We start from the raw sequence: 24,586 nt of genomic DNA, 5'->3' as shown, positions 1-24,586 counted from the left end.
CCTCCTTGGGGCGGCGTATGGACAATCGGCGAACATGCGCGCGGCGCCCTTCAATAGATCTTGCGCCCGCGCGCATCCGGTATGCCGGATTTCCGCCAGAAATAGGTGTTGATGACGTCGCGCCATTCCTTCGCGTGTTCCGCCTGCTCCTCAAGCCGTCTCAACACTTGCAGGAACCGGCCGGTATCGATCCGGCCCTTCAGGCCGGACCACCGCTCCACCAGCCCGCGGGCCTGCTCGGCGCCCTCGAAATGCGTGTCGTAGATATGCTGGATCACCGTCTTGCCGGAATGCAGCCGGTGCGTGTACGGCACATGGTGGAAGAACAGCAGCAGTTCATCCGGGCACTGCTCAAGCGATTCATAGATCTCGGAGTGCGGCTTGTGGTACTGGGCCGTAAAGCCCGTCCCCGTCTTCACCGTCCGGTCGACGCCGATGCCGAGGCAGTCGGCGAAGTGGTACGTCCCCCACTTCGAATATTCGTATCCGTCGACGTTCGGACCGTAGTGGTGTCCGGGATTGACCATCCAGCCGACGCCGAGCGGCGCCGTATAGTTCTCGTAAATGCGCCAGGAGTCCAGCAGCATCTCCGCAATCGTGCGGACCGTCTCGGGATCGCCGCCGAACGTCAGCCGCACCCATTCATCGGTGATGTCTTCCGCGGACAGCTCCGGATTCCACGCCAGCCGGCCGAATCCGTACAGATTCGCCTGCGCCAGCAGATGGCCGGTCCAGTTCGGATCGTCGCCGATGTTGGAGACGCCCGCGATGCCGCCCGTCTCGCGACCGAACGCGCTGCCGCTTGCGATGCGCGCCACGGTCGTCCCTTCGCCGCAGGCATAAGTGTCGAAATCGAGCACTTCCTTCCATTGCGGCACCAGGTAGCAGAGGTGGCGCTGCTGGCCCGTGTACTCCTGCGTAATCTGCAGCTCGAGCATCTGGTTCGTCCGCGTGAGGCCCCCGAACAGCGGCGACACGGGCTCGCGCACCTGGAAATCCATCGGCCCGTTCTTGATCTGCAGCAGCACATTGTCCTTGAAGCGGCCGTCGAGCGGCACGAAATGGTCATACGCCGCCTTCGCCCGGTCCGTCGTCCGGTCGCGCCAGTCCTGCAGGCAGTTGTAGACGAAACAGCGCCAGATGACGATGCCGCCGAACGGTTCCAGCGCCTCGGCCAGCATGTTCGCGCCGTCCGCGTGGTCCCGGCCGTAGGTGAACGGCCCCGGCCGAAATTCGGAATCGGCCTTCACGAGGAAGCCGCCGAAGTCCGGAATCCGGCGGAAGATGGCCGCCGCGCGCTCGCGCCACCACGCGCGCACCGCCGGATCGAGCGGATCCGCCGTCGGCAGGCCGCCGGCCTGGATCGGAGCGGCGAAGTTGATGCTGAGCATGAGCCGGATGCCGTATTCGCGGAAAATGTCGGCCGTCGCCGCGACATCGGGCAGCAGTTCGTCCGTGATCAGCTTCGTTTCCGTTTCATGCACGTTGACGTTGTTGATCGTCAGCGCGTTGATGCCGATCGATGCGAGCAGCCGGGCATAATCGCGGACGCGCGTCTTGTCCGCAATAAATTTTCCATCACGGAAGAAAATGGATTTCCCCGCGTAACCCCGCTCGATGCTGCCATCCATATTGTCCCAATGATTGATCATGCGCAGCGGATTGCGCGGGCGATCCGCGATATCCAGTTGCTCGAGAGCGCGATCGTTCAGGCTGCCGATGGACGCGAGCCGGAGAAAATGGAATGCGCCGTACAGCAGCCCGCGCGCCGTGCCGCCCGCCAGCAGCACCGCCCGGACGTCTCCCCGGCGGACGGTTCGGATGACGAAACCATCCGCATGCAATGCCCCGGCTTCTTCTCCGGCAAGCAGCCCGAGGCCGGCGGCGCGTTCCGCCGTCGCGACGACCAGCGCCCGCCCCGCGCCGGGCGTGTCCGTTGCATCCGCATCCGCGTCGAGCACATCCGTGACGACCGGCTCGATGCCGAGCAGCGACGCCAGCGCCGTCGTCAATTCGCGCCGAACGGTGTGGAACAGACCTTCCCGCTCCGGCATCACGATCCGGCGGCACCAGCCGGTCAGCACCCCGGCCTGCCCCGCCGGCAATCGGTCATACCGGAGCCAGGCATCGTAACCGGTATCGGAAGTTGCGTTCGCGACGGACATGAATGAATCCTCCTTATGTACGCTTAGTCATGACCCGTGATAGGATAGTTGCAGGAACCATTGCTTCGATCCGTATTCCGCACATGAACGCGTCAGCAAGCCGAACGAAGGAGGCTCAGTGCCCATGGCATTGTCCCAATACGATCATCTGGTGCCCGAAGTGGTGCTCTTTGTCGACCGGCGCTGTTACCCCGACTGGAAAATCATCCGGAGGCCGATCGATTTCCATGACCTGACCTTCGTCGTCGGCGGCAAGGCCGACTACTACGTCAACGGCGTAAAACATACCGCCGAAGCCGGCAACCTGATCTACATTCCGCCGGGGTCGATTCGTGAAGCGCATACCTATGCCGACTCGCCGATGCATTCCTACGCGTTCAATTTTCTGTGGCTGCCCCCGAACAACGAGACCCGGCTGCCGCTTGCGACCATCACGAAGTTCCGGCTTACGGGACCGCTGCTGGAGCAGATCAAGGCGTTCAACCAGATCTGGATGAGCAAGCAGCCCGGATACAAAATGCAGGCGCGCGGCCAGTTTCTTCTGATCCTCCACCGGCTGCTCGTCACGGCGCTGCACCGGACGGAAGATCTGGCCCCCGATCCGCGCATCGAGCGGATGAAGGCCTACCTCGCCGAGAACTACGCCGAAGATCTCGACATCGGCCGGCTGGCAGAGCTCGCGGGCCTGCACCCGGTCTATCTCGGCCGGCTGTTCAAACAGCAGACCGGCGTTTCCTTCCGCGCGTTCCTGAACACGATCCGCGTCAACAACGCCGAAGCGATGCTCGCCGCCGGCGGCTTCACTGTCAGCGAAGTGGCCGAACGATGCGGCTTCAAGGACGTCGCGTACTTCAGCAACGTGTTCAAAGCGGTCAAAGGCTACCCGCCTTCTTCCATCGCAGCGAAGGGATGGACGCCTGAAAAAATTTAAACTCTTATATCGTAAAAACAGAACGCCGAAGCGTTCCGTTTCCCTTTCATTATAGGAATGAAGCACCGTGAACCGCCATAGAAGAACAATAGAACATTTGTAATTTTCCAATATGTTTTTTTGTTCCGGTGCTTCTTCATGTTTTCGACGTCAGGGCGGTGCGGTATTCCTTCGGCGTCATGCTCACGACTTTCTCGAACTGCGCCGCGAAATACTCGGGATTGCTGAAGCCGACTTCCGCCGCGATCTCGTAGATGCGCATATCCGTCTGGCGGAGCAGCCGCTTCGCTTCCTGGATGCGCAGATCCAGCAGAAAATCGTTGAAATAGACGCCGTACGTTTTCTTGAACAGCTGCCCCAGGTAGACCGGGTTCATGTAGTATTGCTGCGCGATGACCTTCAGGCTGATGTTCTCGCGGAAATGGCGCTCGATGTGCTGTTTGATTTTGTGGATCGAGCCTTTCGCCTTTTCTTTGCGAAGCTCCGCCATGTAATCCGACGCTTCTTCGACGAACGCTGCCGCAAGCCGCTTGAGCCCCTGCAGCGTCATCGGCTTTTCCTGCCATCCGGCGAGCGCCGTGCAGCCGGCCAGCGCCTGTTCGTCGCCGTCCATCGCCTGCACCGTCCGGTTGACGGCCCGGATCAGCCGCGCAATCGACGCCGCGACCGCGTCCGGAGCGAACCGTGACGAGCGGAACGTGTCGAAGATCTCGTCGAGCACCGCTTCCGCCGCGTTGGCATCGCGCTCTTCCATCGCGTGAAGCAGCCGGTCGAACAGATCGGACGGCAGCTCCGTCCGGACGAGCGCCAGGCCTTCCGTATCCTTGCCGGACAATACGGCCTGCCCGTCAAGCGCATATTTGTAATCCATCGTCTGCTTGGCGGACCGGTACGAGCGATGGATCTGTTCCGGCGTTCCGGCCGGCTTGCCCACATACAGGCGCAGGACGCCGCCGCGCAGCCGGACGGCCTGCCGCAGCTTCTCCGCCGCCGCTTCCCACGATTGCAGGCTCTCGCCGAGCGGCAGCAGCAGGCCCGCGGTCCACTCGCCGTGCTCGTGCAGCAGCGGTTCCCGGCCGCCCGTCAATGCGGCCGCCGCCCGGATCAGCTCCGCCTTCCAATGGCCCGCGTCGGCGGATTCCGTGTCAGCCTCCGCGCCGACATCGTTCACTTCCGCAATGATGTAGCAGAGCTCACGGCCGGCGGGAAGGCCGAGGGCGGCCGCCGCGCCGGGGATGTACGGCTTATCCAGCCTTCCCGTCAGCAGGCTCTCGAGCAGCGACAGATGCAAGGCCGGATGTCCCGCTTCCAGCAGCTGATCCCGCTTTAACGATTCAGCAACACGCTTCAGCGTGTCCTCCAGCTCCGCCTCGTCGATCGGCTTCAGGATGAAATCCTCCACGCCGAAGCGGACCGCCTGCTGGGCATACTTGAAGTCATTGTATCCGCTGATGATGATGAATTTCGGATTTCCGATCTCCTGCTCCTTGACCGTCCGGATCAGCTCCAGACCGTCCAGCACCGGCATGCGGATGTCGGTCACGACGAGGTCCGGCTGCTCGTCCCTGATCATCTGGAGCGCTTCTTCGCCGTTCTCCGCTTCCGCCACGATCTCGAATCCAAGAGAGTTCCATGGTATCAAGCCGCGAAGTCCCGTGCGCGCGAAGACTTCGTCATCGACGAGCAATACTTTGTGCATGACCGTTGCTCCTTTCGCATCGTTGCATTTGCTCGTTTGCGCAACTTCGCATGCGCGCTCTTCCCCGGTGTTCGGCAGAACGTCGATTTCGCCGGATACAAATATCCGCCTGTTTAAAAAGTAGGTCTCCCTCACAACCTGTAACCGCTTACATTCACAAAAGTTTCGCCCATGCCGTTTTCTTTTCAGTTTACAGAAATGAACGGGTGGACGGAACTTGAAAAAATATAGTTTTCATAGCAAAAATTTAAGACTCAATTTACATCCCGGGAAAATCATTGTACATTTCATTCAACAGATTTCCAACTCCTAATTTCTGTTTCACAGGCATGATGTCAGTGATCCGGAGGGGCGGTAAGATGAGGCAAGGCGGCAGACCGAAAGCCGCGCGCAGCGGCGCGGCGCTCCTCGCGGCCGTATTGCTGCTGCTGGCGCTCGGCTGCTCGGCGCGCAATGCCGGAGAGCCGGATGCTGCGGCAAGCGGCCCGGTTATGGAGGAAGAGGCGGGCAGCGGCGGACAGACGCGGGAGAACGCCGATGCGGAGAGCGATGCGGCGGCCGCGGAAGAAGAGGCCGCAGCTAAGGTTGAACCGACGGAACCGGCCGTCCAGACCGATATTCCGTCGCTGGCCGAAGCGTATGCCGACGATTTCCCGATCGGCGCGGCCATCACGCCGGAACAGACGGAAGGTCCCATGGCCGAACTGCTGAAGAAGCACGTGAACATGCTCGTGGCCGAAAACGTCATGAAGCCGATGCTGCTGCAGCCGACGGAAGGCCAGTTCCGCTTCGGGCAGGCCGACCGGATCGTCGAGTTCGCCAGGGAGAACGGCATGCAGCTGCGGTTCCACACGCTCGTCTGGCATCAGCAGACGCCCGCCTGGTTCTTCCATGACCGGGAAGGCAAACGGATGACGGACGAGACCGATCCCGCGAAGCGGGAGGAGAACAAAAAACTCTTGCTCGAGCGGCTTGAGAACCATATCCGCGTCGTCGTCGAACATTTCAAGGACGACATCCAATCGTGGGATGTCGTGAACGAAGTGGTCGAGCCGTCGGACCCGGGCGGCCTCCGCAACAGCGAATGGTACCAGATCGCGGGAATCGACTACATCGAGACGGCGTTCCGCGCCGCGCGCGAAGCGGCCGGTCCGGACGCGAAGCTGTACATCAACGACTACAACACGAACGAACCGGCGAAGCGCGACCGGCTCTACGAGCTGGTGAAAGAGCTGCTGGACCGCGGCGTGCCGATCGACGGGGTCGGCCATCAGACGCACGTCAATGTCGATTGGCCGTCCGCCGATTCGCTGATCGAGTCGATGCGGAAGTTCGCCGGGCTCGGCCTCGACAACATCGTCACCGAGATGGACATGAGCATTTACGCGTACAACAACCGCAGCGATTACGGCGACGACATTCCCGAGGCCGTGATTCAGAAGCAGGCCGACCGGTACCGCGAATTTTTCGAAGCGTTCAGGGACAACCGGGACCTCGTGAGCGCCGTCGTCTTCTGGGGGATCGCGGACAGCCACACGTGGCTGCACGATTTCCCCGTTCAGGGCCGGACGGACGCGCCGCTCCTGTTCGACAGGCAGCTGCAGGCCAAGCCGGCGTTCTGGGCCGCCATCGAAGCGGCGAAGTCTTGACGCACTTGAACATGACACATTTGAATTCCACTGGAGGAGCATGCCGAAATGACGGAAGCAAAGCAAGGGGCGTTTCATACCGGACAATACCGCAACGTCATAGCAGAGTACGGACTTGCATCGGAACAGGAAGCCGCGGGGCGGCTGCAGGACACATGGGATCAGCTGTTCGGCGAGAACGGCGATCATGCCGAGACGCGCATTTATTATGAAGCCGGTCCGGATATGGGCTACCTGCTCGATACCGGCAATCTCGACGTCCGCACGGAAGGCATGTCGTACGGCATGATGATGGCCGTGCAGATGGACCGCAAAGATATTTTCGACCGGATCTGGCGCTGGGCGATGACCTACATGTACATGACGGAAGGCGAGCATGCGGGGTATTTCGCCTGGTCCTGCCTGCCGGACGGTTCGCGCAACTCGAACGGCCCCGCTCCGGACGGCGAAGAATATTTCGCGCTCGCGCTGTTCTTCGCTTCGCACCGCTGGGGCGACGGCGAAGGCATGTTCGATTACGGTCGCCAGGCCCGGGATCTGCTCCGCACCTGCCTGCACAAAGGCGAGGACGGCGTCGGCCGGCCGATGTGGAACCCGGACAACAAGCTGATCAAATTCATCCCGAACTGCGAGTTCACCGACCCGTCTTACCATCTGCCCCACTTCTACGAACTGTTCGCCCTGTGGGCTTATCCCGAAGACCGGGCGTTCTGGCGGGAAGCGGCGCAGGCGAGCCGGGCATTCCTGAAGACCGCCTGCCATCCCGTCACCGGCCTGGCGCCCGAGTATGCGTTCTATGACGGAACGCCGAACCATGTGCGCGGTTTCGGCCATTTCTTCAGCGATTCGTACCGCGTGGCGGCGAATATCGGACTCGACTGGGAATGGTTCCGCGCCGACCCGTGGAACGTGAAGGAAGCGAACCTGATCCAGGCGTTCTTCGCGGACAAAGATCCGGCCGATCTGCGCCGGTACACCATCGCGGGCGAGCCGTTCGACGAGCCGGCCCTTCATCCGACCGGCCTGATCGCGACGAACGCGATGGCGTCGCTGGCGGCGGACGGCCCGCATGCCCGCCGGGCGGTCGAGCTGTTCTGGCGGACGCCCGTCCGCACCGGCAATCGGCGCTATTATGACAATTGCCTCTATTTCTTCGCAATGCTGGCGCTGACCGGAAATTACCGGATCTGGATGCCGTCCGGGTCGTAACGCACCGCTGATACCAATAAAAGCCGGCCATTAAGCCGGCTTTTTGTCATCCTTGCTCTTGCGAACCGTAAGGTTCAGGTCCGCTCGACCGCGCCCTTCGGTTCCCGGAGCGTCCATTTCAGCATGGGCGGCGCGGCCAGCGTCGTGAAGACGACGACCAGAATGACCGTCGTATAGAGGTCAAGCGGCACCAGCCCGTTCCCGAGTCCGAGCGACGCGATGATCAGCGCCACTTCCCCGCGCGACACCATGCCCGAACCGATAATCAGGGAGGACTTCCGGTTGAAACCGGTGAGGCGGGCGCCCAGCCCGGCGCCGATCAGCTTCGTCAGCACGGCGAGGACGGACAGGACGATGAGCTCCAGCCATTGTTCGGCCAGACCGTCGAACGAGACATGCAGGCCGATGCTGACGAAGAAGACCGGAACGAATACCGGGTAGGCGATCCGCTCGACCCCCCGCTCCACCTTCTCCTTGAACTCGGTGCGGGACACGGCCAGTCCGGCGGCGAACGAGCCGATGATGCCGGCCATCCCCGAATATTCCGCGGCGAAGGCCATCAGCAGCACGATGACGATGGCCGCGCTCAGCACCGGCTCGGTGACCGACAGACGGGCCGATTGCCGGAGCAGGAACGGAATGCCTTTCCATACCATCAGGACGACCACGACGGTGAACGCGGCCATCAGGCCGATCACCGTTGCGAGGCTGACCCCGCCGGACGCCAGCAGGCCGAGGACCACGGCCAGTCCGATGACGACCAGGATGTCGTCCGCAATGGCGGCGCCCAGCACCGTCGTCGCTTCCCTGCCGCCCAGTTTCCCCAGCTCGCGGAACGTCTGGACCGAGATGCTGACGGATGTCGCCGACAGCAGCAGCCCGAGGAAAATGGCATGAGCGGAATCGAGTCCGAACGACAACCCGACGGCGTACCCCCCCAGCAGCGGAAACAGAATCCCCCCCGTCGCCACCGCCAGCGAGGACGTGCGGTTCTCGTTCAACATCTTCAGGTCGGTCTCCATGCCGGCCAGAAACATGAGCAGCAGCACGCCGATTTCAGCGAATACCTCGACCCAATGGGACGGCTCCACCCATCCAAGCACGGCCGGCCCGACGAGGACACCCGCCAGCAGCTTGCCCAGCACGGAAGGCTGGCCCAGACGAATCGCCAGCTCCCCCGCAAGCTTTGCTGCCGCCACGATGATGGCAAGCTGCAGCATGGCCTCCAATATAAAATCCAAATCGTTCCTCTCCTTCCATAATTTATCATAATACAAAGAGAAGCCCGTCGGTGACAGGCTCCTCCCAAATCTTCCGTATGAAGTTTTCGCGCACGGTGAAGATTATAGATTACCTCGTCCTGACAGTCAAGAAAGCGGTTGACGCCTTCTCCAAGGGAGACGGCCCCGCCGCGCGCACGGAACAATGTCATCCGGAGGTCCGGCGATGGGAAGAAGAACAAAAGGCCGTTCGATCGGTTCCGATCTGGCCGGCGACATCCAGACGATGCTCGGGTCTCCCCCGGATCTGGTCTGCCGTTCCCTGATCCCGGACGGGGACCGCATCGTGCAATGCATCTATCTGGATTCGCTGGTCGACAAGCGGACCATTGACGAGTTCATCGTAAGCTCCGTTCAGCAAAACGCGTTTGCCGAAGGACCGGCAGCTTCAGGCAACCAGTATATTCAAGAACTGCCGTTCACGGCGCCGTATGAAACCTTGCGGCAACAGGTGTTGCAGGCGGTTATCACCGGCAAATGCGTGCTGATCGACGCCGTGCGGGAACGGCTCTGGCTCATTGACACGTACAATGCGCCGGGCCGCCAGGTCGATGAACCAAGGACCGAACCGACGATCCGCGGTCCTTACGAAGGGTTTACGGAAAACATCCGGATCAACATCGGCCTGATCCGCAAGCGCATCGCCAATCCGTCGCTCCGGTTCGAACAGATGACGATCGGCAGTCAGAGCGGTTCGACCGTCATGATGGTCTATATGGAGAACCTCGCACCGGAAACGCTTGTTCGGGAAGTGAGAAGCCGGCTGGCGGCCATCCGGACGGACAGCGTGCTGGAGAGCTCCTATGTGGAAGAGTACATCGAGGATCGGATTCTGACGCCTTTCCCGACGCTGCTGAACACCGAGCGGCCGGACAAGACGGCCGCCCACCTGCTGGAAGGCAAGGTGGCCGTCATGGTGAACGGCACGCCCTTCGTCCTGATCGCGCCGCTCACATTCCACGAGCTGTTCAACTCGGCCGAAGACTATTATCAGCGGGCGGACATCGCGACGTTCATCCGCTGGATCCGACTGATCTCGTTCTTCGCCGCCGTCTTCGCGCCTTCCCTGTTCGTCGCCGCCACGACGTTTCATCAGGAGTTGATCCCGACTGAACTGCTCATCAGCCTGTCCGCCCAGCGGGAAGGCGTGCCATTGCCGGCCTTCCTGGAGGTCTTGCTGATGGAGATCGTGTTCGAGATCATCCGGGAAGCGGGGTTGCGCATGCCGAGGGCGGTCGGACAGGCGCTGTCGATCGTCGGCGCGATCGTCCTCGGACAGGCGGCCGTGGAAGCGGGGCTGATCTCCGCCGCGGTCGTCATCGTCGTCGCGGTGACCGGCATCACCAACTTCGTCGTGCCGGTGTACAGCTTCGGCATGTCGCAGCGGCTGCTCCGGTTTACATTCATCCTGCTGGCCGGGTTCATGGGGCTGTTCGGCGTCCTGTGCGGCGCGCTGTTCCTGCTCGCCCATCTGGTGTCGCTGAAATCGTTCGGCGTCCCGTACCTGACCCCGCTCGCGCCGGCCAGCAAGGACGACTGGCGCGATGTACTGATACGCGCGCCCCGTCCCTCGATGAAACCGAACCTTCTCCCCGCGTCCATCCGGCGGCTGAAACGAAAGTAACCGGGAGGAATGGGCATGTCACGCCGACAACGCGCCGCGGCGGCGGTCCTCGCGCTGTGCGCGGCACTGCTGACATCCTGCTGGGACAAAGTCGAAATCAACGACCTGTCGCTCGTCAGCCTGGCCGGACTGGACCGGGACCCGGAGAGCGGCATCTATACGGTTTACCTGCAGGTCATCAACCCGGCCACCGGCGCTTCCGCCCAGGGCGCCCCGGGAGGCGAGCAAGCTCCCGTCTATACCTATGCGGCAAGCGGCAAGTCGCTGGCGGAAGCGCAGGTGACCTTCTACAAGCTGTTGCCCAGAAGAATGTTCCTTCATCATACCAAGGCCGTCCTGATTTCCGAGCGCGCCGCCAAGCAGGGGATGCGGGATTTCTTGAATTTCTCCGAACTTCAGCCGGACGCCCGGACTTCCATCCCGCTGCTGGTCGTCGACGGATCGATTGACGAAGTGATGCGGACGTTCACCCCCCTGGACTGGAACCCGGCGGATGCCATCACTTCCCGGCTTAATCTGCTGCACGATTACGCAATGATGACAGGACGGAGGATCGAACTCCGGGATGTCATCGAGCGGACGGAAAGGGAGGAATTGATCGTCATCCCGTTGATTTCCGCCACTCCGAAGACAGGCGATCACAGCAATTGGGATGTCAAAGCGGAGATCAACGCGAACCGGAACCAGCTCAAATTGGGCCGCAGAGCAATCGGAGCGGTCATCGAGAACTACCGGATGGTCGGCCGCCTGTACGAGAACGATCTGATCATGTACCACGTGCTCATCGGCGAGAAAGGGCAATTCGTGCGGCGCTTTCCGTTTCGCGGGGGACACATCACGGTGATCATGAAGACCAAGCGCATGGAGCGGCGGCTGGACTGGAAAGCCGGCAAGCCCGTCGTCCGGCTACGGCTCCGGCTCGAGTTCTCCACCATCGCCATGAAAGAATATTTTCCGCAGACGCTGGATGAGCTCAAAAAACTGGAACAGCATCTGAACCAGGTCTTCGCCGAAGAGCTGACAACCTTCGTGGACAAAACCCGCAGGAAGGGCTGGGATCTGCTCCGCATCCGCAGCCTGCTGCACCGAAAGGCGCCGAACCTTCCGGATCCGGATCAGGCGGCAAGCGAGGCGGAGATCAAGATCGAAGTCGAGACCCGGCTCAGGGGAATGGGCAACCTGGGCAGACTCTATGACGGAGCAGGGGGAGAGCCATGATTTCTCGCGCGCAGTTCTATCTGCTCACGGTAAACTTCACACTCGGCACCACGCTGTTCGTGACCATCAACGAGATCATACAACGAGGCAAACGGGACGCCTGGCTGATGCCCCTGTGGGCGGGCGCATACGGCATGCTCGCCGCGCTGCTGTGGATTCTGCTGCTCAGGTCTTCCCCGGGCAAAAGTCCGGTCCAGATCGCACGGGAGGCCTGGGGACCCGCGGGCGTGATCGTCGGCATTCTCTATCTGCTCTGGTTCTGCATGATCGGCGCATGGGCGCTGCGCAACGTGAGCGACTTCATGAACGTGACGATCATGCCGAGAACGCCGCCTTCGATGTTCCATGTCATGTTTCTGCTCGTTGCCAGCTATACGGTGGTCCAGGGAACGGAAACAATCGGGCGGCTGAACGGGATCGTCACGCCGTTCCTCGTCTTTCCGTTCTGGACCATTCTGATGCTGGCGACGGTGGATTGGGACTGGGAACGGTTGCTGCCCGCGTTCCAGAATCCGTGGGAGATCTTCCGCTTCACGTCCCTTATGGGCTTTCCTTTCATGGAGACGTTCGCGCTGATGATGCTCTATCCGAAGGTCCGGTCGGGAGCCGCGGGCGCCCTGCTGCTCGGCTTGGCCAGCGCGGCGATGTCGATCAGCCTGGTGGTGTTCATGGTGACCGGTCTGTTGGGACCGGAACGCGCGGGCCGGATCCATTATCCGATCTATACGATCTTCCAGGAAGTGGAATTCGGCAAAATCATCGTCAACATCCATTCCGTGCTGATCGTCATCCTGATCACGCTGATATTCATCAAACTGCTGGTGCTGCTCTATGCGGCATTCGAAACGATCCGTGAATTGTCCAGGCCGGCCGCCCGCTGGCCGCATCTCGTGGCGCTCTCCATCCTGCTCTCCGCCGCCGCCGTCGTCATCTATGAGAACCCGATCCAGAACCGGATATTGAGTAACAAGATCACGATCGCCTATGACAGTTTCTATACGATTCTCATTCCTTCCCTGATGCTGCTGTCCTTGCGCATCAGACGCGCAATCCAAAGCCGCGGCCGAAGGAGTTGACCGTACATGTGGGTGCTGTACATCGTGCTGGCGCCGATCATCGTCCTGCAGGCGGCCTGGCTGATCCGCAAAAAAATGTACAGGGACACCGCCGTGTTCACAGCGGTATCCCTGGCCGGGTTCGGACTCTGGGCGAGCATCGCATCCGGCCGCCCGATCATCCTGAACGCTCTGATCGGACGGATCATCGACGCGGCGATATCGCTCCTCTCCGGCTAGTTGAAACGCTTGCTCCACTCGCTTACTCTGCGGAAACTTTCCTCCTCGGACAAATCCTCGACGCGCGACATGATACTCCAGCGGACGCGGAACGGGTCCAGAATGCTGGCGTAACGGTCCCCGGAGACAAAATCCATGGCGGGCTCGCGGACCACTGCGCCGTGTTCGACGGCCAGCTGCACCACCCGGTCGACATCCGGCACATAGAGGCCCAGCGAATAGCAGGCCGTGTCGTCTCCCGGCGGCAGCACCGTCTTGAACTGGGGGGTCGTCGCGCCGAGCGGGCGATGACGAAGCGATGGCGCGGCAGGCGGAGGACTTCCTGCTCGCGCGCCTGCCCGATCCCGACGCGCAGGCCGAACAGGCCGCACGCATCGTGGAGCAGGTGATGCGCGACCGGTCCATCGTCCGGGTGGAGCAGCTCTGCGAGCTGACCGGGCTGTCGATCCGGCAGCTGCAACGCCTGTTCCAGCGCTATGTCGGCGTCACGCCGAAATGGGTGATCCGCCGGTTCCGGCTGCAGGAAGCGGCGGAGCGGATCGAGAAGGACGCGTCGACGTCGCTCACGGAGCTGGCCCTGCAGCTCGGCTATTTCGATTTCATCAAAGATTTCAAGGCCGTCCTCGGCCAGCCGCCGGCCGCCTGCCGGCAAGCGGCGGTCAGCCGGTAAATGCGGCTCCATGCACCAAAAACAAATGACAGCGGACGTATGCCCGCTGTCATTGCTTGTTCATCCAATCGACGATCGCCTCGATCTCGTCATCCGTCAGCCGGTCCCTGAACGCCGGCATGCTGTTCCTGCCGTCCCGGATCACGCCGACGAGTTCTTCCCAGCTCATCCGCTCCCCGACATTCCGCAGCTCCGGGCCGAAGCCCCCCTCCAGTTCGCCGCCATGGCAGGACATGCACCGGTTCATGTACAGCCGCTCTCCCTCGGCGACTGCCCGGTCCGCCTCGTCCGCCTTCCCCTGCTCCGTCCCGTTCCCGCCTTCTCCGCCGCATGCGGTCAGTCCGACGGCGAGCAGGAGCAGGGCCAGCCATCCTTTTCTTCCCGCCATTGCCGCATCCCCCTTGTCCATGGCTCATTTCCACGTATTATACGGCACATGTTTCCACTCAGCAAACGAGCATCTTGTGAACGCGGCACCTTGGATAAAACACGCCCCGCATGCAAACAATGGAACCAAACGCACACGGCAGGGGATGGCGATGAAACTCTCCAATCATTTGCGGGAAAATCTGCGGCGGCTGCGCGCCGTCTACAGCGACTGCTCCGATGTGGTCTTCCATGACATAGTCATCGGCGGCCACACCCCGGCCTTGCTGGTCTATATTGAAGGCCTGATCCGGCTGGAAGAGCTCGACCAGCACGTCGTCGCACCTCTCCGGGACGGTCCCGGCCCGAACCCTGCGCTGCAAGATATCCGGAATCAGACGACCGTCGCATCCGTGAAAACCTGCGGCACGATCGAAGAAACCGTGGAGAAGATCTCCGGCGGAAATCCGGTGCTTCTCGTCGAAGGCCAGAACGCGGCGCTCGTGTTCGGCCTGTCCTCCTGGGAGCAGCGCTCCGTCGAGGAGCCGACGGCCGAATCGGTGCTGCGCGGGCCGCGCGAAGGCTTCATCGAGACGATACGGACGAACATCGCCATGCTGCGGCGCAAGATCCGGAGCCCGAAGCTGAAAGTCGTCACCCTCCACATCGGAACCTGTTCCAGAACCCCGGTCGCCGTCATCTATATCGAGGGTATCGCACAACCGTCCCTGGTTCGGGAAATCATGAGCAGGCTGAATCGGATCGAGATCGAGGATGTGCTGGAGACCTCGTATATCGAGGAATGGATCGAGGACAACCGGTATTCCCCCTTCCCGCAAATGCTCAGCACGGAGCGGCCGGATGTGGCCAGCGCTTATCTGATGGAGGGCCGCGTCGTCGTCATGGTCGACGGAACGCCCACCGTGCTGGTCGCGCCGGCGACGTTTTTCTCGCTGCTGCAGACGCCGGAGGACTACTACGAGCGGTACGTGGTCGGCACGGCGATTCGCTGGCTGCGGTATTTCTTTCTCGCGATCTCGCTGCTCGGCCCGTCCCTGTATGTGGCGGTCGTGTCGTTCCATCAGGAGATGATTCCGACCACCCTCATGCTCACGATGGCGCGGTCGCGGGAACAGATCCCGTTCTCCGCGCTGATGGAGGCCATCCTGATGGAGACGATGTTCGAAGCGCTGCGCGAAGCCGGCGCCCGGCTGCCGAAGCAGATCGGCTCGGCCGTCAGCATCGTCGGCGCCCTCGTCATCGGCCAGGCGGCGATCTCGGCCGGCATCGTGTCCGCGCCGATGGTCATGGTGGTGGCGATCACGGGCATCGCGTCGTTCATGGCACCCCGCTTCACCATCGGCATTCCCATCCGGCTGCTCCGGTTCCCCATCATGTTCCTGGCGGGCATGATGGGCCTGCTCGGCATGATCCTCGGGGTGATCGTCATCCTGAATCATCTGCTCAATCTCCGCTCCTTCGGGGTTCCCTACATGACGCCGCTCGCGCCGATGCAAAGCCGCGGGCTCAAGGACGTGCTGTGGCGGGCGCCCCGCTGGATGCTGAACAGGAGAGCGAAATGATGCGGCGAATCCGTCTCCTTCTGCTCGTCTTCCCGATCCTCGCCGCCGGCTGCTGGAACGCGCGGGAAGTTAACGATCTCGCCATCATTACGGCGGCCGGCATAGATTTGACGGAAGACGGACGGATCGAATTGTCCGTGAAGATCTATCTGACATCGCCGAGCGGCGGCAACGGCAACTCGATGTCGGGACAGCCCGACGGCAACAAGGGAACATCGGTCGTCCGCTCCGTGACGGGCATCAACATGGCGGATGCGGCCTCCCGGCTGCAGAAGAAGATATCCCGCAAGGTGTTCTGGGGGCAGACCGATGTGTTCCTGTTCGGCGAGCGCATGGCGAGAGCGGGATTGGAGGCGCCGATGGACTTCCTGATGCGGCACATCGCGTCGAGGGAACGCGCCCACGTGTTCGTCTGCGACGGTCCGGCGAAAAATGGGCTGCTGCTCTCTCCGTCGATCGAACGCTCGGTCGCGGACGCGCTCGTCCACATGGCCGAACAGCAGACCGGACTGAACATCACAATGATGGATCTGGCGCAGATGCTGATCAGCAAATCGAAGGCGGCGGTTCTGCCGATCGTGGTTATCCGCGAGGAGCAGGGCGAAAAGCAGTCCCTCCCGTATATCCAGGGAGTGTCGGTCATCAAGAACGGCAGGATGATCGGGCGAGTGAACGAGGACGTCACCCGGGGCATCATGTGGCTGCGCAATGAGATCAAGCAGGCGACCGTGACCGTCTCGCCGGAGCAGTCCGACGGGTACGTCTCGCTGCATCTGCACCGCAGCCAAACGCGGCTGATCCCGAAGATCGAAGGCGGGCGCTGGATCATGACCGTCCGGATCACCGGCCAGGACGACATCGTCGAAAACACGTCGGATCTGGATCTGTCGGTTCCGGACCATATCGGGAAGGTGGAAAAGGAACTGGAGAAAGTCGTCAATACCCGCGTCAAGATGGCGCTTGGGCAGGCCCAAAAGGAATTCAAAGCCGACATCTTCCAGTTCGCTGACAACTTCTACCGGAAGTACCCGAAAATCTGGGAAGCGAACGCGGACCGTTGGGACGAAATTTTCCCGGAAGTGGAAGTCCGGCTGGAGACGGACTTGCGGATCGCTAGACCGGGTCTGATCGGCAAGAACTTTTTCAGGCAGGAGCAGAGGTGAGCCGCGCATGAAGAAGCGCATGACGAGGGAGCGGATCGCCGCCCTCGTCCTGACCCTTGCGGGCGTCGCGCTGGCGGCCGCGCTCGCATACAACCCGCGGATGCCGGGACCGTCGCGGATGGTCGACTGGATGTTCCGGCCGGCGGTCGTCATGATCGAACAACTGAGCGCGAAACGGAGCGGATAGGCGCCATGATCGAAAAAGGGAAAATTTCCGCCCTTCAGATGGGCAAGATGATTTATCTCGCCATCACCCCCACGGCCATTCTCACCGCGTCGGGCATCTCCTTCAACTTCGCGCGGCAGGATCTGTGGCTGTCGCCCGTCTGGGCCTTCAGCGGCGTCATCGCCGTGCCGGTCGTGCTTGGACTTAACCGGCTGTTTCCCGATCGGAGCGTCATCCAGACCCTCCGGGACACCGTCGGCCGGCTGCCCGGCTTGGTGATCGGGGCCGCGCTCTGGCTGTACTATCTCTACATCAGCGGGATCATTCTGCGGGAATACGGCGAGTTCATCGTCGGCGCTTTCCTGTCCGACACCCCGCTCATCGTCGTGCTCGGCAGTCTGGTGCTGGTGTGTGCGCTCGCCGTGCGGGGCGGAGTGGAGATCGTGGGGCGTTTCGCCGATCTTTTTCTCCCCGCTTTTCTCCTGCTGTTCCTGTTGATCGTGCTGCTCATCATCCCGGACCTGCACATCACGTACATGATGCCGGTGCTGGGAGATGGGATTCTGCCTTCCGTGAAAGGCTCGCTGGTGCTGCAAATCTGGTTCGGGGAGCTGTCCATCGCGTGGTTCTTCCTCCCCCATGTCTCCGATCGGGAAAATGCGAAGAAGACCCTCTGGATCACGTTCGGCGCGATCATCCTGACGCTGGTGGTGTCCAACCTGGTGACGCTGCTCTTGCTCGGCGAGCTGACGGGCGGCTATTCGTTCCCGTTCCTGATCCTCGCGCGGTACATCGATCTGGCGGAATTTTTCACCCATCTGGAGGCACTGTTCATGGCCATCTGGGTGCTCGGCGCCTTCGTGAAAATTTGCGTGTTCTTCTACATCACCGTAATCGGCGCCGCGGAGTGGATGAACCTCGCCGACTACCGGCCGATCGTGTTCCCGGTCGCCCTGCTGCTGACGCTGTTCGGCGTCTGGGTTGCGGCGAATTATCAGGAGATGACGCACACGATCTCGACGTCCGTCATCCCCTTGTCGTTCACGATGTTCATCGTCCTGCCGGCGCTTATCTATGCCATCGCCCGCATCCGCGGGCCGGGAAGCGGCAACCGTTACAGCTCCGGCCGAACGCGGAAGTAACAAACCTTCAACCTTTGATGAGAATCAGCCGTGCACCCGCCGCTTCCGCCGGATCGATCTGGACGGCGCCCGACGCGGACGAGCGGGTGAAGCGGACGCCCCTCGCTTCCAGCGCGCCAGCGGCCGCGTCGGGATCGGGCACCGTGAGCACGACGCCCCGCAGGCCGTATCCCCGCCGGGTGACGAAATCTTGCAGCGGACTGTCCGCGGAGTTGGGCGCGATCACCTCGAGCTGCCCGTCGGACAGCGGAAAGAACACGCGGTCCCCCTGGCGGCTGGGGCAGACCGACTGCTCGCCGACGCGCCGAAGGCCGTAGCCGTCGCGGAAGCAGGCCTCCCCTTCCTCAAGCGTCGGGAACACCACTTCCAGCCGGTCAATGCGCCCGTATCCGAGCGGATGGGGCTGCGGCGGCCCTGCAGCGCTGCGCGCGCGTTCTGTTCGACCATGAACACGGTCGTGCCCTGCCGGTTGATCGTCTGCACCAGTTCCAGCACCCGGTCGACCCACAGGGGAGAAAGCCCCATGGTCGGCTCATCCATGCACAGCACGCGCGGCTTGCCCCGCAGCGCCCTGGCCATGGCGACCATCTGCTGCTCGCCTCCGGAGAGGGTGCCCGCGGCCTGGTTCAGCCGTTCCCCGACCCGTGGGAACAAATCGAGGAGCCGTTCCAGGTCTTCCGCGACCTGCCGGCGGTCTTTGCGGAGATAGGCGCCGAGCAGCAGATTTTCCCGCACGGTCATGAACGGAAACAGGCGGCGCGCTTCCGGCACGGAGCGGAGCCCCCAGGCGACGCGCCGGGGCGTACCCCACTGCGTCGCGTCCTCCCCGGCGAGCAGCACGCGGCCGGAGCGCGGCCTGACGAGCCCGAAGATCACTTTCATCGCGGTGGATTTGCCGGAGGCGTTGCCGCCGAGCAGGCAGGTGATTTCCCCGGGGTAAATGTCGAGGCACAGATCAAAATGCGCCTGCACCGCCCCGTAGAACGTGTTCACGTTTTCCAGCCTCAAGACCGCTGTCATCCCGCTTCCCCCTTTCACGCCTGCAACGACGGTTCAAGCACGGCGCCGGCGCTTGCGGCGGCGACCCCGTCCTGTTTTTTGCCGACATAAGCCTCGATGAGCCGCGAGTCGGAACGCACCGTTTCCGGCGTGCCGGACACGATCACCTCGCCGGCATCGAGCGCCACCACCCGGTGGGCGACCGCCATCACGAGCTCCAGCTTGTGCTCGATCAACAGCATGCTTTGGCCCCGGCGCTGAAGCTGCAGAATCACTTCCGACATTTCGTCGGTCTCCGTCGGGTTCATGCCCGCCGTCGGTTCGTCGAGCAGGAGCACCCGCGGGCGAAGGGCGAGGGCCCGCGCCAGCTCCGTCCGCCTGCGGTTGGCGTAGGAGAGCGAGTAAGCCGGCTGGTGAAGCCTCGGAAGCAGCCGGTCGCCGAAGAAGGACAGAATGTCCCGGACCTCCTCCGTCAGCTCGGCTTCCATCCTGCGGAAACGGCGGGGCTGGATAATGCTCCAGGCGATTTCCCGCAGCGCCGTCAGCACCCCTTCGCCCGGCCGGGAACCCGGGCCGGTCAAATCTTCAAGCCGCGTATGGGCGCCGAGCAGCACGTTTTCCAGCACGGTGAGATTGCCGAAGACGCGCCCGTTCTGGAACGTGCGGGCCAGCCCGCGCGCCGCGGCGAGATGGGCGGGCAGCCCGTCGATGCGCTGCCCGTCCAGCACGATTTCCCCGTCGTCCGGGCGGTCTTCGCACGATATCAGGTTGAACAGCGTCGTCTTTCCGGCGCCGTTCGGGCCGATCAGGGCGACCGTCTCCCCTTCCTCAAGCTCGAAGCTGACGCCCTTCAAGGCGTGCAGGCCGCCGAAACGCTTGTGTATGCCGCGCACGGATAACAGACTCACGGCGCCGCCTCCTTCACGTAGTGGAATTGAGCAGTCCGTACGGACGGAAACGCAGCATCCCGATCAGCAGAAGCCCGTACAGGATGTACCGGTATTCGCCGAGGAACCGGATCGTCTCCGGCAGCACGATCAGGATGACGGCTCCGATCACGGCGCCGCCCACGTTGTCCCGTCCTCCCAGGATGATCATGGTGAGCACCTGAATCGAGAGCGCGAATGTGAACGTGTCGGGCGCGATATAGGAATAGGAGTGGGCCAGCAGCACGCCCGCAACCGCCGCGAAGAAGGCGCTCACCCCGAACGCGATGGACTTGTACCGGGCCAGGCCGATGCCGAACGCCCGCGCCGCCACCTCGTCTTCCCGCACGGCGCGCAGCGCCCGGCCCAGATGGGAGCGCGACAGCCGGTGCGCGGCCCAGACGCAGGCGAGAAGCGCCGCCAGGTCCAGCCAGTAGACGCCGGCCGCGGACCAGATCTCGTAGCCGAAGAACGCGGCGGGCTGAATGCCGCTGATGCCGAGCGGCCCCTGCGTCACCGAATCCCAATTGAGCGCGATCAGGGAAATCGCCTCGCCGAGCCCCAGCGTGGCGATGGCCAGGTATTGGCCGCGCAGCCGGAGGGCCGGGTAGCACAGCAGGACGCCGATCACCGCCGCCACGACGGGCGATACGAGCAACGACACGGAGAACGGCAGGCCGAGCCGACTGGTCAGGATCGCGGTAGCGTAGGCGCCCAGTGTCACGAATCCCGCGTGGCCGAGGGAAATTTGCCCCGTGGTGCCGGAAATCAGGTTCAGGCTGACCGCCATCAGGGCGAACACCCAGCCGATCGCCAGCACCTGCAGCGCATAAGGGTTCGCCACGAACAGCGGCAGCGCCGCGGCGAGCACCGCGGAAGCCGGAATCAGCCACCTCGGAAAACGAAGCGGGCGGCCATGGGGTATGAACGTGCCCGCGGTCGGCTCCGGATTGAGCGCCCGCCGCCCGGAGAGCAGCCCGTTGGGCCGGAACAGGAGCACCGCGATCAGCAGCAGCACCGCCACCAGGTTGCGGTAGCTGGAACCGAGCCATTCCACGCTGAACGTCTCCGCGATGCCGAGCACATAGGCGCCGAGAATGGCGCCCGGCACGTTCCCGAGTCCGCCGAGCAGCGCGGCGGTCGTTCCCTTGAGGGTGGCCGAGGCGCCCATCGTCGGGTAAATGTTGCTGAAGTACAGCCCGACCAACAGTCCGCTGAGGCCGGCGAAAGCGCCGGAGAGCGCGAAGGAATACCGGTTTACCCGGTTGACGTTGATCCCCATCTGCAATGCCGCGTCGCGGTCCTGGGCCGTCGCCCGCACCGCCCAGCCCGCGCGGCTGCGGTACAGGAACAGATGGAGCAGAAGCGCCGTGCCGACCCCGCACGCCAGAATGAACAGATCGAGTAGCGACACCGTGCCCGCCCCCAGCCGGATGTGCCATTGCGGCAGCGGATTGGGAAGCGCCTGCGTCTGGGGCCCCCAGATCACCTGGGCGGCGTTGTCGATGATGAGCCCGGCGGCGATGGTCGTCAGCAGCAGGATCGTGCTGCCGGCCCGGGCGAACGGCCGGACCGCCAGCCGCTCCAGCGCCAGACCGAGCAGGGCGCTGCCGGCCAGCACGAGCAAGATCACGGGAACGAGCGGCCAGTGCAGCCAGGTTATCGCCATCCACCCGATATAGGCGCCCGCCATATACACCGAACCGTGGGCAAAGTTGACCACGCCGGCCACGCCGTAAATCTGCGTGATGCCGATCGCGGTCAGCATGTACAAGTTGCCGATCACCAGGCCGTAATCAACTGATCGAACATGGCCGTTCTTCCGTCTCCTTCTCATCCGGGATTCGTCAAGGCTGCCAGAGCGCCTGCTGGAACAAAACGAGGTCGTGCGCCGCGAGGTGTTCCCGACCGTCCCGGTGACCGTGGAATATTCGCTCACCGAGAAAGGCCGGGATTTTCATACGGTGATCGAGGCGATGAACCTGTGGGCGGCGAAGTGGGGCATCCGGCATTGAAGCGGGGTCAATAAAAGCTGATGTCTTCGTAATCGATGCGGCCGATCCATTCGTCCACCGTCCGGATCCGCCGGTCGTCCAGCCGTTCCATATATTCGATCAGATGGTGCTGCCACTCGTGTTCCGTCGCTTCGCACTCCCGGATGTTGTCCGCCAGATCCGCCGTCCCGCCGCGCAATGCTTCACGGAAGACGATCTTGCACAGAACCGCAAGTTCCATCTCCCCGAACGAGTCGTATAGCGCTTCGTACGCCTCTCCGTACAGACAGCCGCTCTCTACGTCGCCCGATTGCTCGAGCAAGCGAAGCGAAGCATGGGATGAAAAACCGCCCGCAGGCGAGGGAACGCGATGGACAAAACAAAATTTTGAACAAACAGCACGCTTCGAGGGTGATCGACTTTTTCCGGCCGTGCAAGTTATCATGGCCTTCATGCTATAATCGTGTTGGAACCTATATGAATGGGGCGATCCGCAATGTCTGCCGATATCCGGTGGAAGCAAAGATACGAAAATTTTGACAAAGCACTGGACAAGCTCGTGCAAGCGTTGACTGCAGAGCATTTGTCCGAGCTGGAGAGAGCCGGTGCAATTCAATACTATCAATTTACTTTTGAACTCGCCTGGAAAACATTGAAAGATTACATGGAAGAACGCGGCATCGATGCCAATTTCCCGCGGGATGTCATCAAAGAGGCGTTCCGGTATGGCCTGATCGAAGACGGTGAACTCTGGCTGGATATGTTGCAAAAGCGGAATGTAATGGCGCACACCTACGATGAGAGCATGGCGGAATTGGCATTTGGGCTCATTCGTGACCGCTTTACAGCTGCTTTGAAACAAGTGCACGGCCGGCTGGGGATGGATCGATGAACACCTATGGCGTATCGCCGGAGTCTTTTCGGCTGATGTTGGAATCCTTCAGCAAGTATCCGCAGATTCGCGAAGTGGTTCTGTTTGGCAGCAGAGCCAAAGGAACTTACAAGAAGGGCAGCGACATTGACCTGGCCATCAAAGGCGACCGGCCGTTGCCCGATGTGGCCCTGAATTTGCAAGCGTGGTTGAACGAGGAACTTCCCATCCCCTACAAGGTGGATGTCGTGGACTATCATTCGCTGTCCCGCCAAAACCTCATCGAACACATTGATCGCGTCGGCATCAGCATCTATAAACATGACTGCCGACAGGGTTTGTCGACAGTCAACAAATTCAAGCCAAATTGACGGCGCGGATCTTGTCCGGATCGACCTTCGGCTTGCGGCCTTCGGTCAAGAGGCCGTTCGTCTCCTGCTGCACGTCCGTGATCTGCGTGTAGCAGAACCCGCAGACGTAGGGCGTGGCCTTGATCGCGTTCGTAATCTTGCGATAGCGCTCGATAAACTCCTCTTCGTCCTTGACGTGGTTGCCGTAGCCCCACCCGGCATCCGTCTTGAAGGCGATGCCGCCGTATTCGCTGATGATGACCGGCTGGCCGCGGTATTCGTACCCTCGCGCGAAGGCGTAACGGCCGTTGTTGAACGGAATGCGGTTGCCGAGAATGTCGTCCCGCAGGCTGTACCGCGCCAGGAAGCGGTCCCCGTCCTCTTCGTAATCGTGCAGCGTGATGATGTCGGACACGGTGTGCTCCCAGCCGTCGTTCACCACGACCGGGCGGTACGGATCGAGCGTCTTGGTCAGATGGTAGATCGACTCGGTAAAGTGCTGCTGCTTCCGGTCCGTAAAGACTTGCGGAATGCCCCACGATTCGTTGAACGGTACCCAGGTAATGATGCACGGATGATTGTAAAATTGCTGGACCAGGTCGAGCCATTCGCGCGTGAAACGGTCCACCGCCTCGTCGTGGAACTCGTAGGCCGCGCCCATCTCGGACCAGACGAGCAGCCCCTTGCGGTCGCACCAGTAGAGATAGCGGGCATCCTCGATCTTCTGATGCTTCCGCACGCCGTTGAAGCCCAGCCGGCGCGTATGCTCGATGTCTTCGAGGATCGCTTCCTCCGACGGCGGGGTCAGGTGCGTATCGGCCCAATAGCCCTGATCGAGCAGCAGCCGCTGGTAGATCGGCGCGTTGTTCAGCAGAATCTTGCCGTTCTCGATGGAGATTTTCCGCATGCCGAAATAGGAATGGACGCGGTCCGCCTCCCGGCCGTCCGCCAGCAACACGAATTCCACATCATAGAGATTGGGATGATCGGGATGCCACGGCTTGATCTTCCATTCGCCGGCCTCTTCACTGCGCAGGTCGAGCTCGAGTCCGAACCGCGCGCGTTCGACGGACATCCGGGTCTCGCGGATGCGCTTGCCTTCGAAGTAGACGCCGGTGACGAGCTGCAAGTCTCTGCCGGAGCCTGCAGCAGAATCCGGAACCCGGGTTCGACAGTAAGCCCCTAAAAGTAGGCACCCTCTTGGGTGCTATGGATAACTGAATTCCAGATTTGACGCGGTTTTTCCGACTTGTCCACAGGCACTACATCGTGAAAAAATCCGAAAA

The 24,586-nt window shown here is 62.0% G+C and carries 22 protein-coding genes and 4 pseudogenes; 15 read left to right on the top strand and 11 right to left on the bottom strand.

The window, feature by feature from the left end; all coding sequences use genetic code 11:
- Nucleotides 1-50: 50 nt before the first annotated feature.
- Entirely contained in the window at nt 51-2,165 is a 2,115-nt protein-coding gene (locus tag C6W55_RS12245; protein WP_286892808.1) for an alpha-glucuronidase family glycosyl hydrolase, read from the bottom strand.
- A gap of 124 nt (nt 2,166-2,289) precedes the next feature.
- Here C6W55_RS12245 and C6W55_RS12240 point away from each other — a divergent pair, with 124 nt between their 5' ends.
- Nucleotides 2,290-3,096: an AraC family transcriptional regulator gene (locus C6W55_RS12240; protein WP_015255607.1), complete on the top strand. Its 807-nt coding sequence runs from the start codon at nt 2,290-2,292 to the stop codon at nt 3,094-3,096.
- Between the two features lie 136 nt (nt 3,097-3,232).
- Here the strand turns inward: C6W55_RS12240 and C6W55_RS12235 are convergent, their stop codons facing one another.
- Nucleotides 3,233-4,795, bottom strand: coding sequence for a response regulator transcription factor (locus C6W55_RS12235; RefSeq protein ID WP_213485754.1), 1,563 nt, complete (start codon nt 4,793-4,795; stop codon nt 3,233-3,235).
- A 359-nt stretch (nt 4,796-5,154) separates the two neighbouring features.
- Between C6W55_RS12235 and C6W55_RS12230 the strand changes: the two genes are divergently transcribed.
- A complete protein-coding gene (locus C6W55_RS12230; protein ID WP_286892807.1) occupies nt 5,155-6,444 on the top strand; it encodes an endo-1,4-beta-xylanase in 1,290 nt (429 codons plus the stop codon).
- Nucleotides 6,445-6,492: 48 nt separating this feature from the next.
- Nucleotides 6,493-7,653, top strand: a complete 1,161-nt coding sequence (locus C6W55_RS12225; protein WP_286892806.1) for a family 8 glycosyl hydrolase — start codon at nt 6,493-6,495, stop codon at nt 7,651-7,653.
- Between the two features lie 74 nt (nt 7,654-7,727).
- Here the strand turns inward: C6W55_RS12225 and C6W55_RS12220 are convergent, their stop codons facing one another.
- Nucleotides 7,728-8,873, bottom strand: coding sequence for a cation:proton antiporter (locus C6W55_RS12220; RefSeq protein WP_286892906.1), 1,146 nt, complete (start codon nt 8,871-8,873; stop codon nt 7,728-7,730).
- A 226-nt stretch (nt 8,874-9,099) separates the two neighbouring features.
- Here C6W55_RS12220 and C6W55_RS12215 point away from each other — a divergent pair, with 226 nt between their 5' ends.
- From C6W55_RS12215 to C6W55_RS12200, 4 genes are read left to right on the top strand one after another with little or no spacing between them, the layout of a single operon-like run.
- Entirely contained in the window at nt 9,100-10,557 is a 1,458-nt protein-coding gene (locus tag C6W55_RS12215; protein ID WP_286892805.1) for a spore germination protein, read from the top strand.
- A 15-nt stretch (nt 10,558-10,572) separates the two neighbouring features.
- Nucleotides 10,573-11,775, top strand: a complete 1,203-nt coding sequence (locus C6W55_RS12210; RefSeq protein ID WP_286892804.1) for a Ger(x)C family spore germination protein — start codon at nt 10,573-10,575, stop codon at nt 11,773-11,775.
- Nucleotides 11,772-12,851 carry a GerAB/ArcD/ProY family transporter gene (locus C6W55_RS12205; protein WP_286892803.1) on the top strand — a complete coding sequence of 360 codons (1,080 nt, stop codon included), beginning with the start codon at nt 11,772-11,774 and terminating at the stop codon, nt 12,849-12,851. Before C6W55_RS12210 ends, C6W55_RS12205 begins: the two co-directional genes overlap by 4 nt.
- A 6-nt stretch (nt 12,852-12,857) precedes the next feature.
- Nucleotides 12,858-13,070 (top strand): hypothetical protein, encoded by a 213-nt coding sequence (locus C6W55_RS12200; RefSeq protein ID WP_286892802.1) that lies wholly within the window; start codon nt 12,858-12,860, stop codon nt 13,068-13,070.
- Here the strand turns inward: C6W55_RS12200 and C6W55_RS12195 are convergent.
- Nucleotides 13,067-13,351 (bottom strand): annotated as a pseudogene (locus C6W55_RS12195) (VOC family protein); the annotation flags it as partial. The gene C6W55_RS12200 and the pseudogene C6W55_RS12195 sit on opposite strands and share 4 nt — an antisense overlap.
- Nucleotides 13,352-13,368: 17 nt before the next feature.
- Here C6W55_RS12195 and C6W55_RS12190 point away from each other — a divergent pair.
- Nucleotides 13,369-13,740: a helix-turn-helix domain-containing protein gene (locus tag C6W55_RS12190; RefSeq protein WP_286892801.1), complete on the top strand. Its 372-nt coding sequence runs from the start codon at nt 13,369-13,371 to the stop codon at nt 13,738-13,740.
- Between the two features lie 49 nt (nt 13,741-13,789).
- Here the strand turns inward: C6W55_RS12190 and C6W55_RS12185 are convergent, their stop codons facing one another.
- On the bottom strand, nt 13,790-14,128 hold the full coding sequence (locus tag C6W55_RS12185) for a c-type cytochrome (RefSeq protein WP_286892800.1): 339 nt from the start codon (nt 14,126-14,128) through the stop codon (nt 13,790-13,792).
- Between the two features lie 151 nt (nt 14,129-14,279).
- On the opposite strand from C6W55_RS12185, the gene C6W55_RS12180 reads away from it, so the two are divergent.
- Genes C6W55_RS12180 through C6W55_RS12165 form a run of 4 tightly spaced genes read left to right on the top strand, consistent with a single transcriptional unit; the run spans nt 14,280 to nt 18,160 of the window.
- Nucleotides 14,280-15,689 (top strand): spore germination protein, encoded by a 1,410-nt coding sequence (locus C6W55_RS12180; protein WP_286892799.1) that lies wholly within the window; start codon nt 14,280-14,282, stop codon nt 15,687-15,689.
- Entirely contained in the window at nt 15,689-16,852 is a 1,164-nt protein-coding gene (locus C6W55_RS12175) for a Ger(x)C family spore germination protein (RefSeq protein ID WP_286892798.1), read from the top strand. The genes C6W55_RS12180 and C6W55_RS12175 overlap by 1 nt, the downstream gene beginning before the upstream one ends.
- 7 nt (nt 16,853-16,859) lie before the next feature.
- The gene (locus C6W55_RS12170; RefSeq protein WP_015255623.1) at nt 16,860-17,039 is read left to right on the top strand and encodes a hypothetical protein; all 180 of its coding nucleotides are present in this window, start codon (nt 16,860-16,862) and stop codon (nt 17,037-17,039) included.
- 5 nt (nt 17,040-17,044) lie between these two features.
- The gene (locus C6W55_RS12165) at nt 17,045-18,160 is read left to right on the top strand and encodes a GerAB/ArcD/ProY family transporter (protein WP_286892797.1); all 1,116 of its coding nucleotides are present in this window, start codon (nt 17,045-17,047) and stop codon (nt 18,158-18,160) included.
- 7 nt (nt 18,161-18,167) lie between these two features.
- Here C6W55_RS12165 and C6W55_RS12160 read toward each other — a convergent pair.
- From C6W55_RS12160 to C6W55_RS12145, 4 genes and pseudogenes are all read right to left on the bottom strand, one after another.
- A pseudogene (locus C6W55_RS12160) lies at nt 18,168-18,467 on the bottom strand (VOC family protein); the annotation flags it as partial.
- Nucleotides 18,383-19,180 carry an ABC transporter ATP-binding protein gene (locus C6W55_RS12155; RefSeq protein ID WP_286892796.1) on the bottom strand — a complete coding sequence of 266 codons (798 nt, stop codon included), beginning with the start codon at nt 19,178-19,180 and terminating at the stop codon, nt 18,383-18,385. The gene C6W55_RS12155 and the pseudogene C6W55_RS12160, both read right to left, overlap by 85 nt.
- 14 nt (nt 19,181-19,194) lie before the next feature.
- Nucleotides 19,195-20,067 (bottom strand): ABC transporter ATP-binding protein, encoded by an 873-nt coding sequence (locus tag C6W55_RS12150; protein WP_286892795.1) that lies wholly within the window; start codon nt 20,065-20,067, stop codon nt 19,195-19,197.
- Nucleotides 20,068-20,080: 13 nt separating this feature from the next.
- Nucleotides 20,081-21,922, bottom strand: a complete 1,842-nt coding sequence (locus tag C6W55_RS12145) for an ABC transporter permease (RefSeq protein ID WP_286892794.1) — start codon at nt 21,920-21,922, stop codon at nt 20,081-20,083.
- A 25-nt stretch (nt 21,923-21,947) separates the two neighbouring features.
- Between C6W55_RS12145 and C6W55_RS12140 the strand changes: the two are divergent.
- Nucleotides 21,948-22,100: pseudogene (locus tag C6W55_RS12140) on the top strand (winged helix-turn-helix transcriptional regulator); the annotation flags it as partial.
- 7 nt (nt 22,101-22,107) lie between these two features.
- Here C6W55_RS12140 and C6W55_RS12135 read toward each other — a convergent pair.
- Complete coding sequence (locus C6W55_RS12135; RefSeq protein ID WP_286892793.1) at nt 22,108-22,401, bottom strand: hypothetical protein; 294 nt, start codon at nt 22,399-22,401, stop codon at nt 22,108-22,110.
- A gap of 174 nt (nt 22,402-22,575) precedes the next feature.
- On the opposite strand from C6W55_RS12135, the gene C6W55_RS12130 reads away from it, so the two are divergent.
- Nucleotides 22,576-22,971, top strand: coding sequence for a nucleotidyltransferase substrate binding protein (locus C6W55_RS12130; protein WP_286892792.1), 396 nt, complete (start codon nt 22,576-22,578; stop codon nt 22,969-22,971).
- Nucleotides 22,968-23,321 (top strand): nucleotidyltransferase family protein, encoded by a 354-nt coding sequence (locus tag C6W55_RS12125; protein ID WP_286892791.1) that lies wholly within the window; start codon nt 22,968-22,970, stop codon nt 23,319-23,321. The genes C6W55_RS12130 and C6W55_RS12125 overlap by 4 nt, the downstream gene beginning before the upstream one ends.
- Here the strand turns inward: C6W55_RS12125 and C6W55_RS12120 are convergent.
- A pseudogene (locus tag C6W55_RS12120) lies at nt 23,308-24,441 on the bottom strand (glycoside hydrolase family 2 TIM barrel-domain containing protein); the annotation flags it as partial. The gene C6W55_RS12125 and the pseudogene C6W55_RS12120 sit on opposite strands and share 14 nt — an antisense overlap.
- Between the last annotated feature and the right edge of the window lie 145 nt (nt 24,442-24,586).

This window comes from Thermobacillus sp., assembly GCF_003390775.1.
GTDB classification, from domain to species: Bacteria; Bacillota; Bacilli; order Paenibacillales; family Paenibacillaceae; genus Thermobacillus; species Thermobacillus xylanilyticus.
Note: the sequence above shows the minus strand (reverse complement) of the source record. Positions and strands in the feature narration are given on the sequence as shown.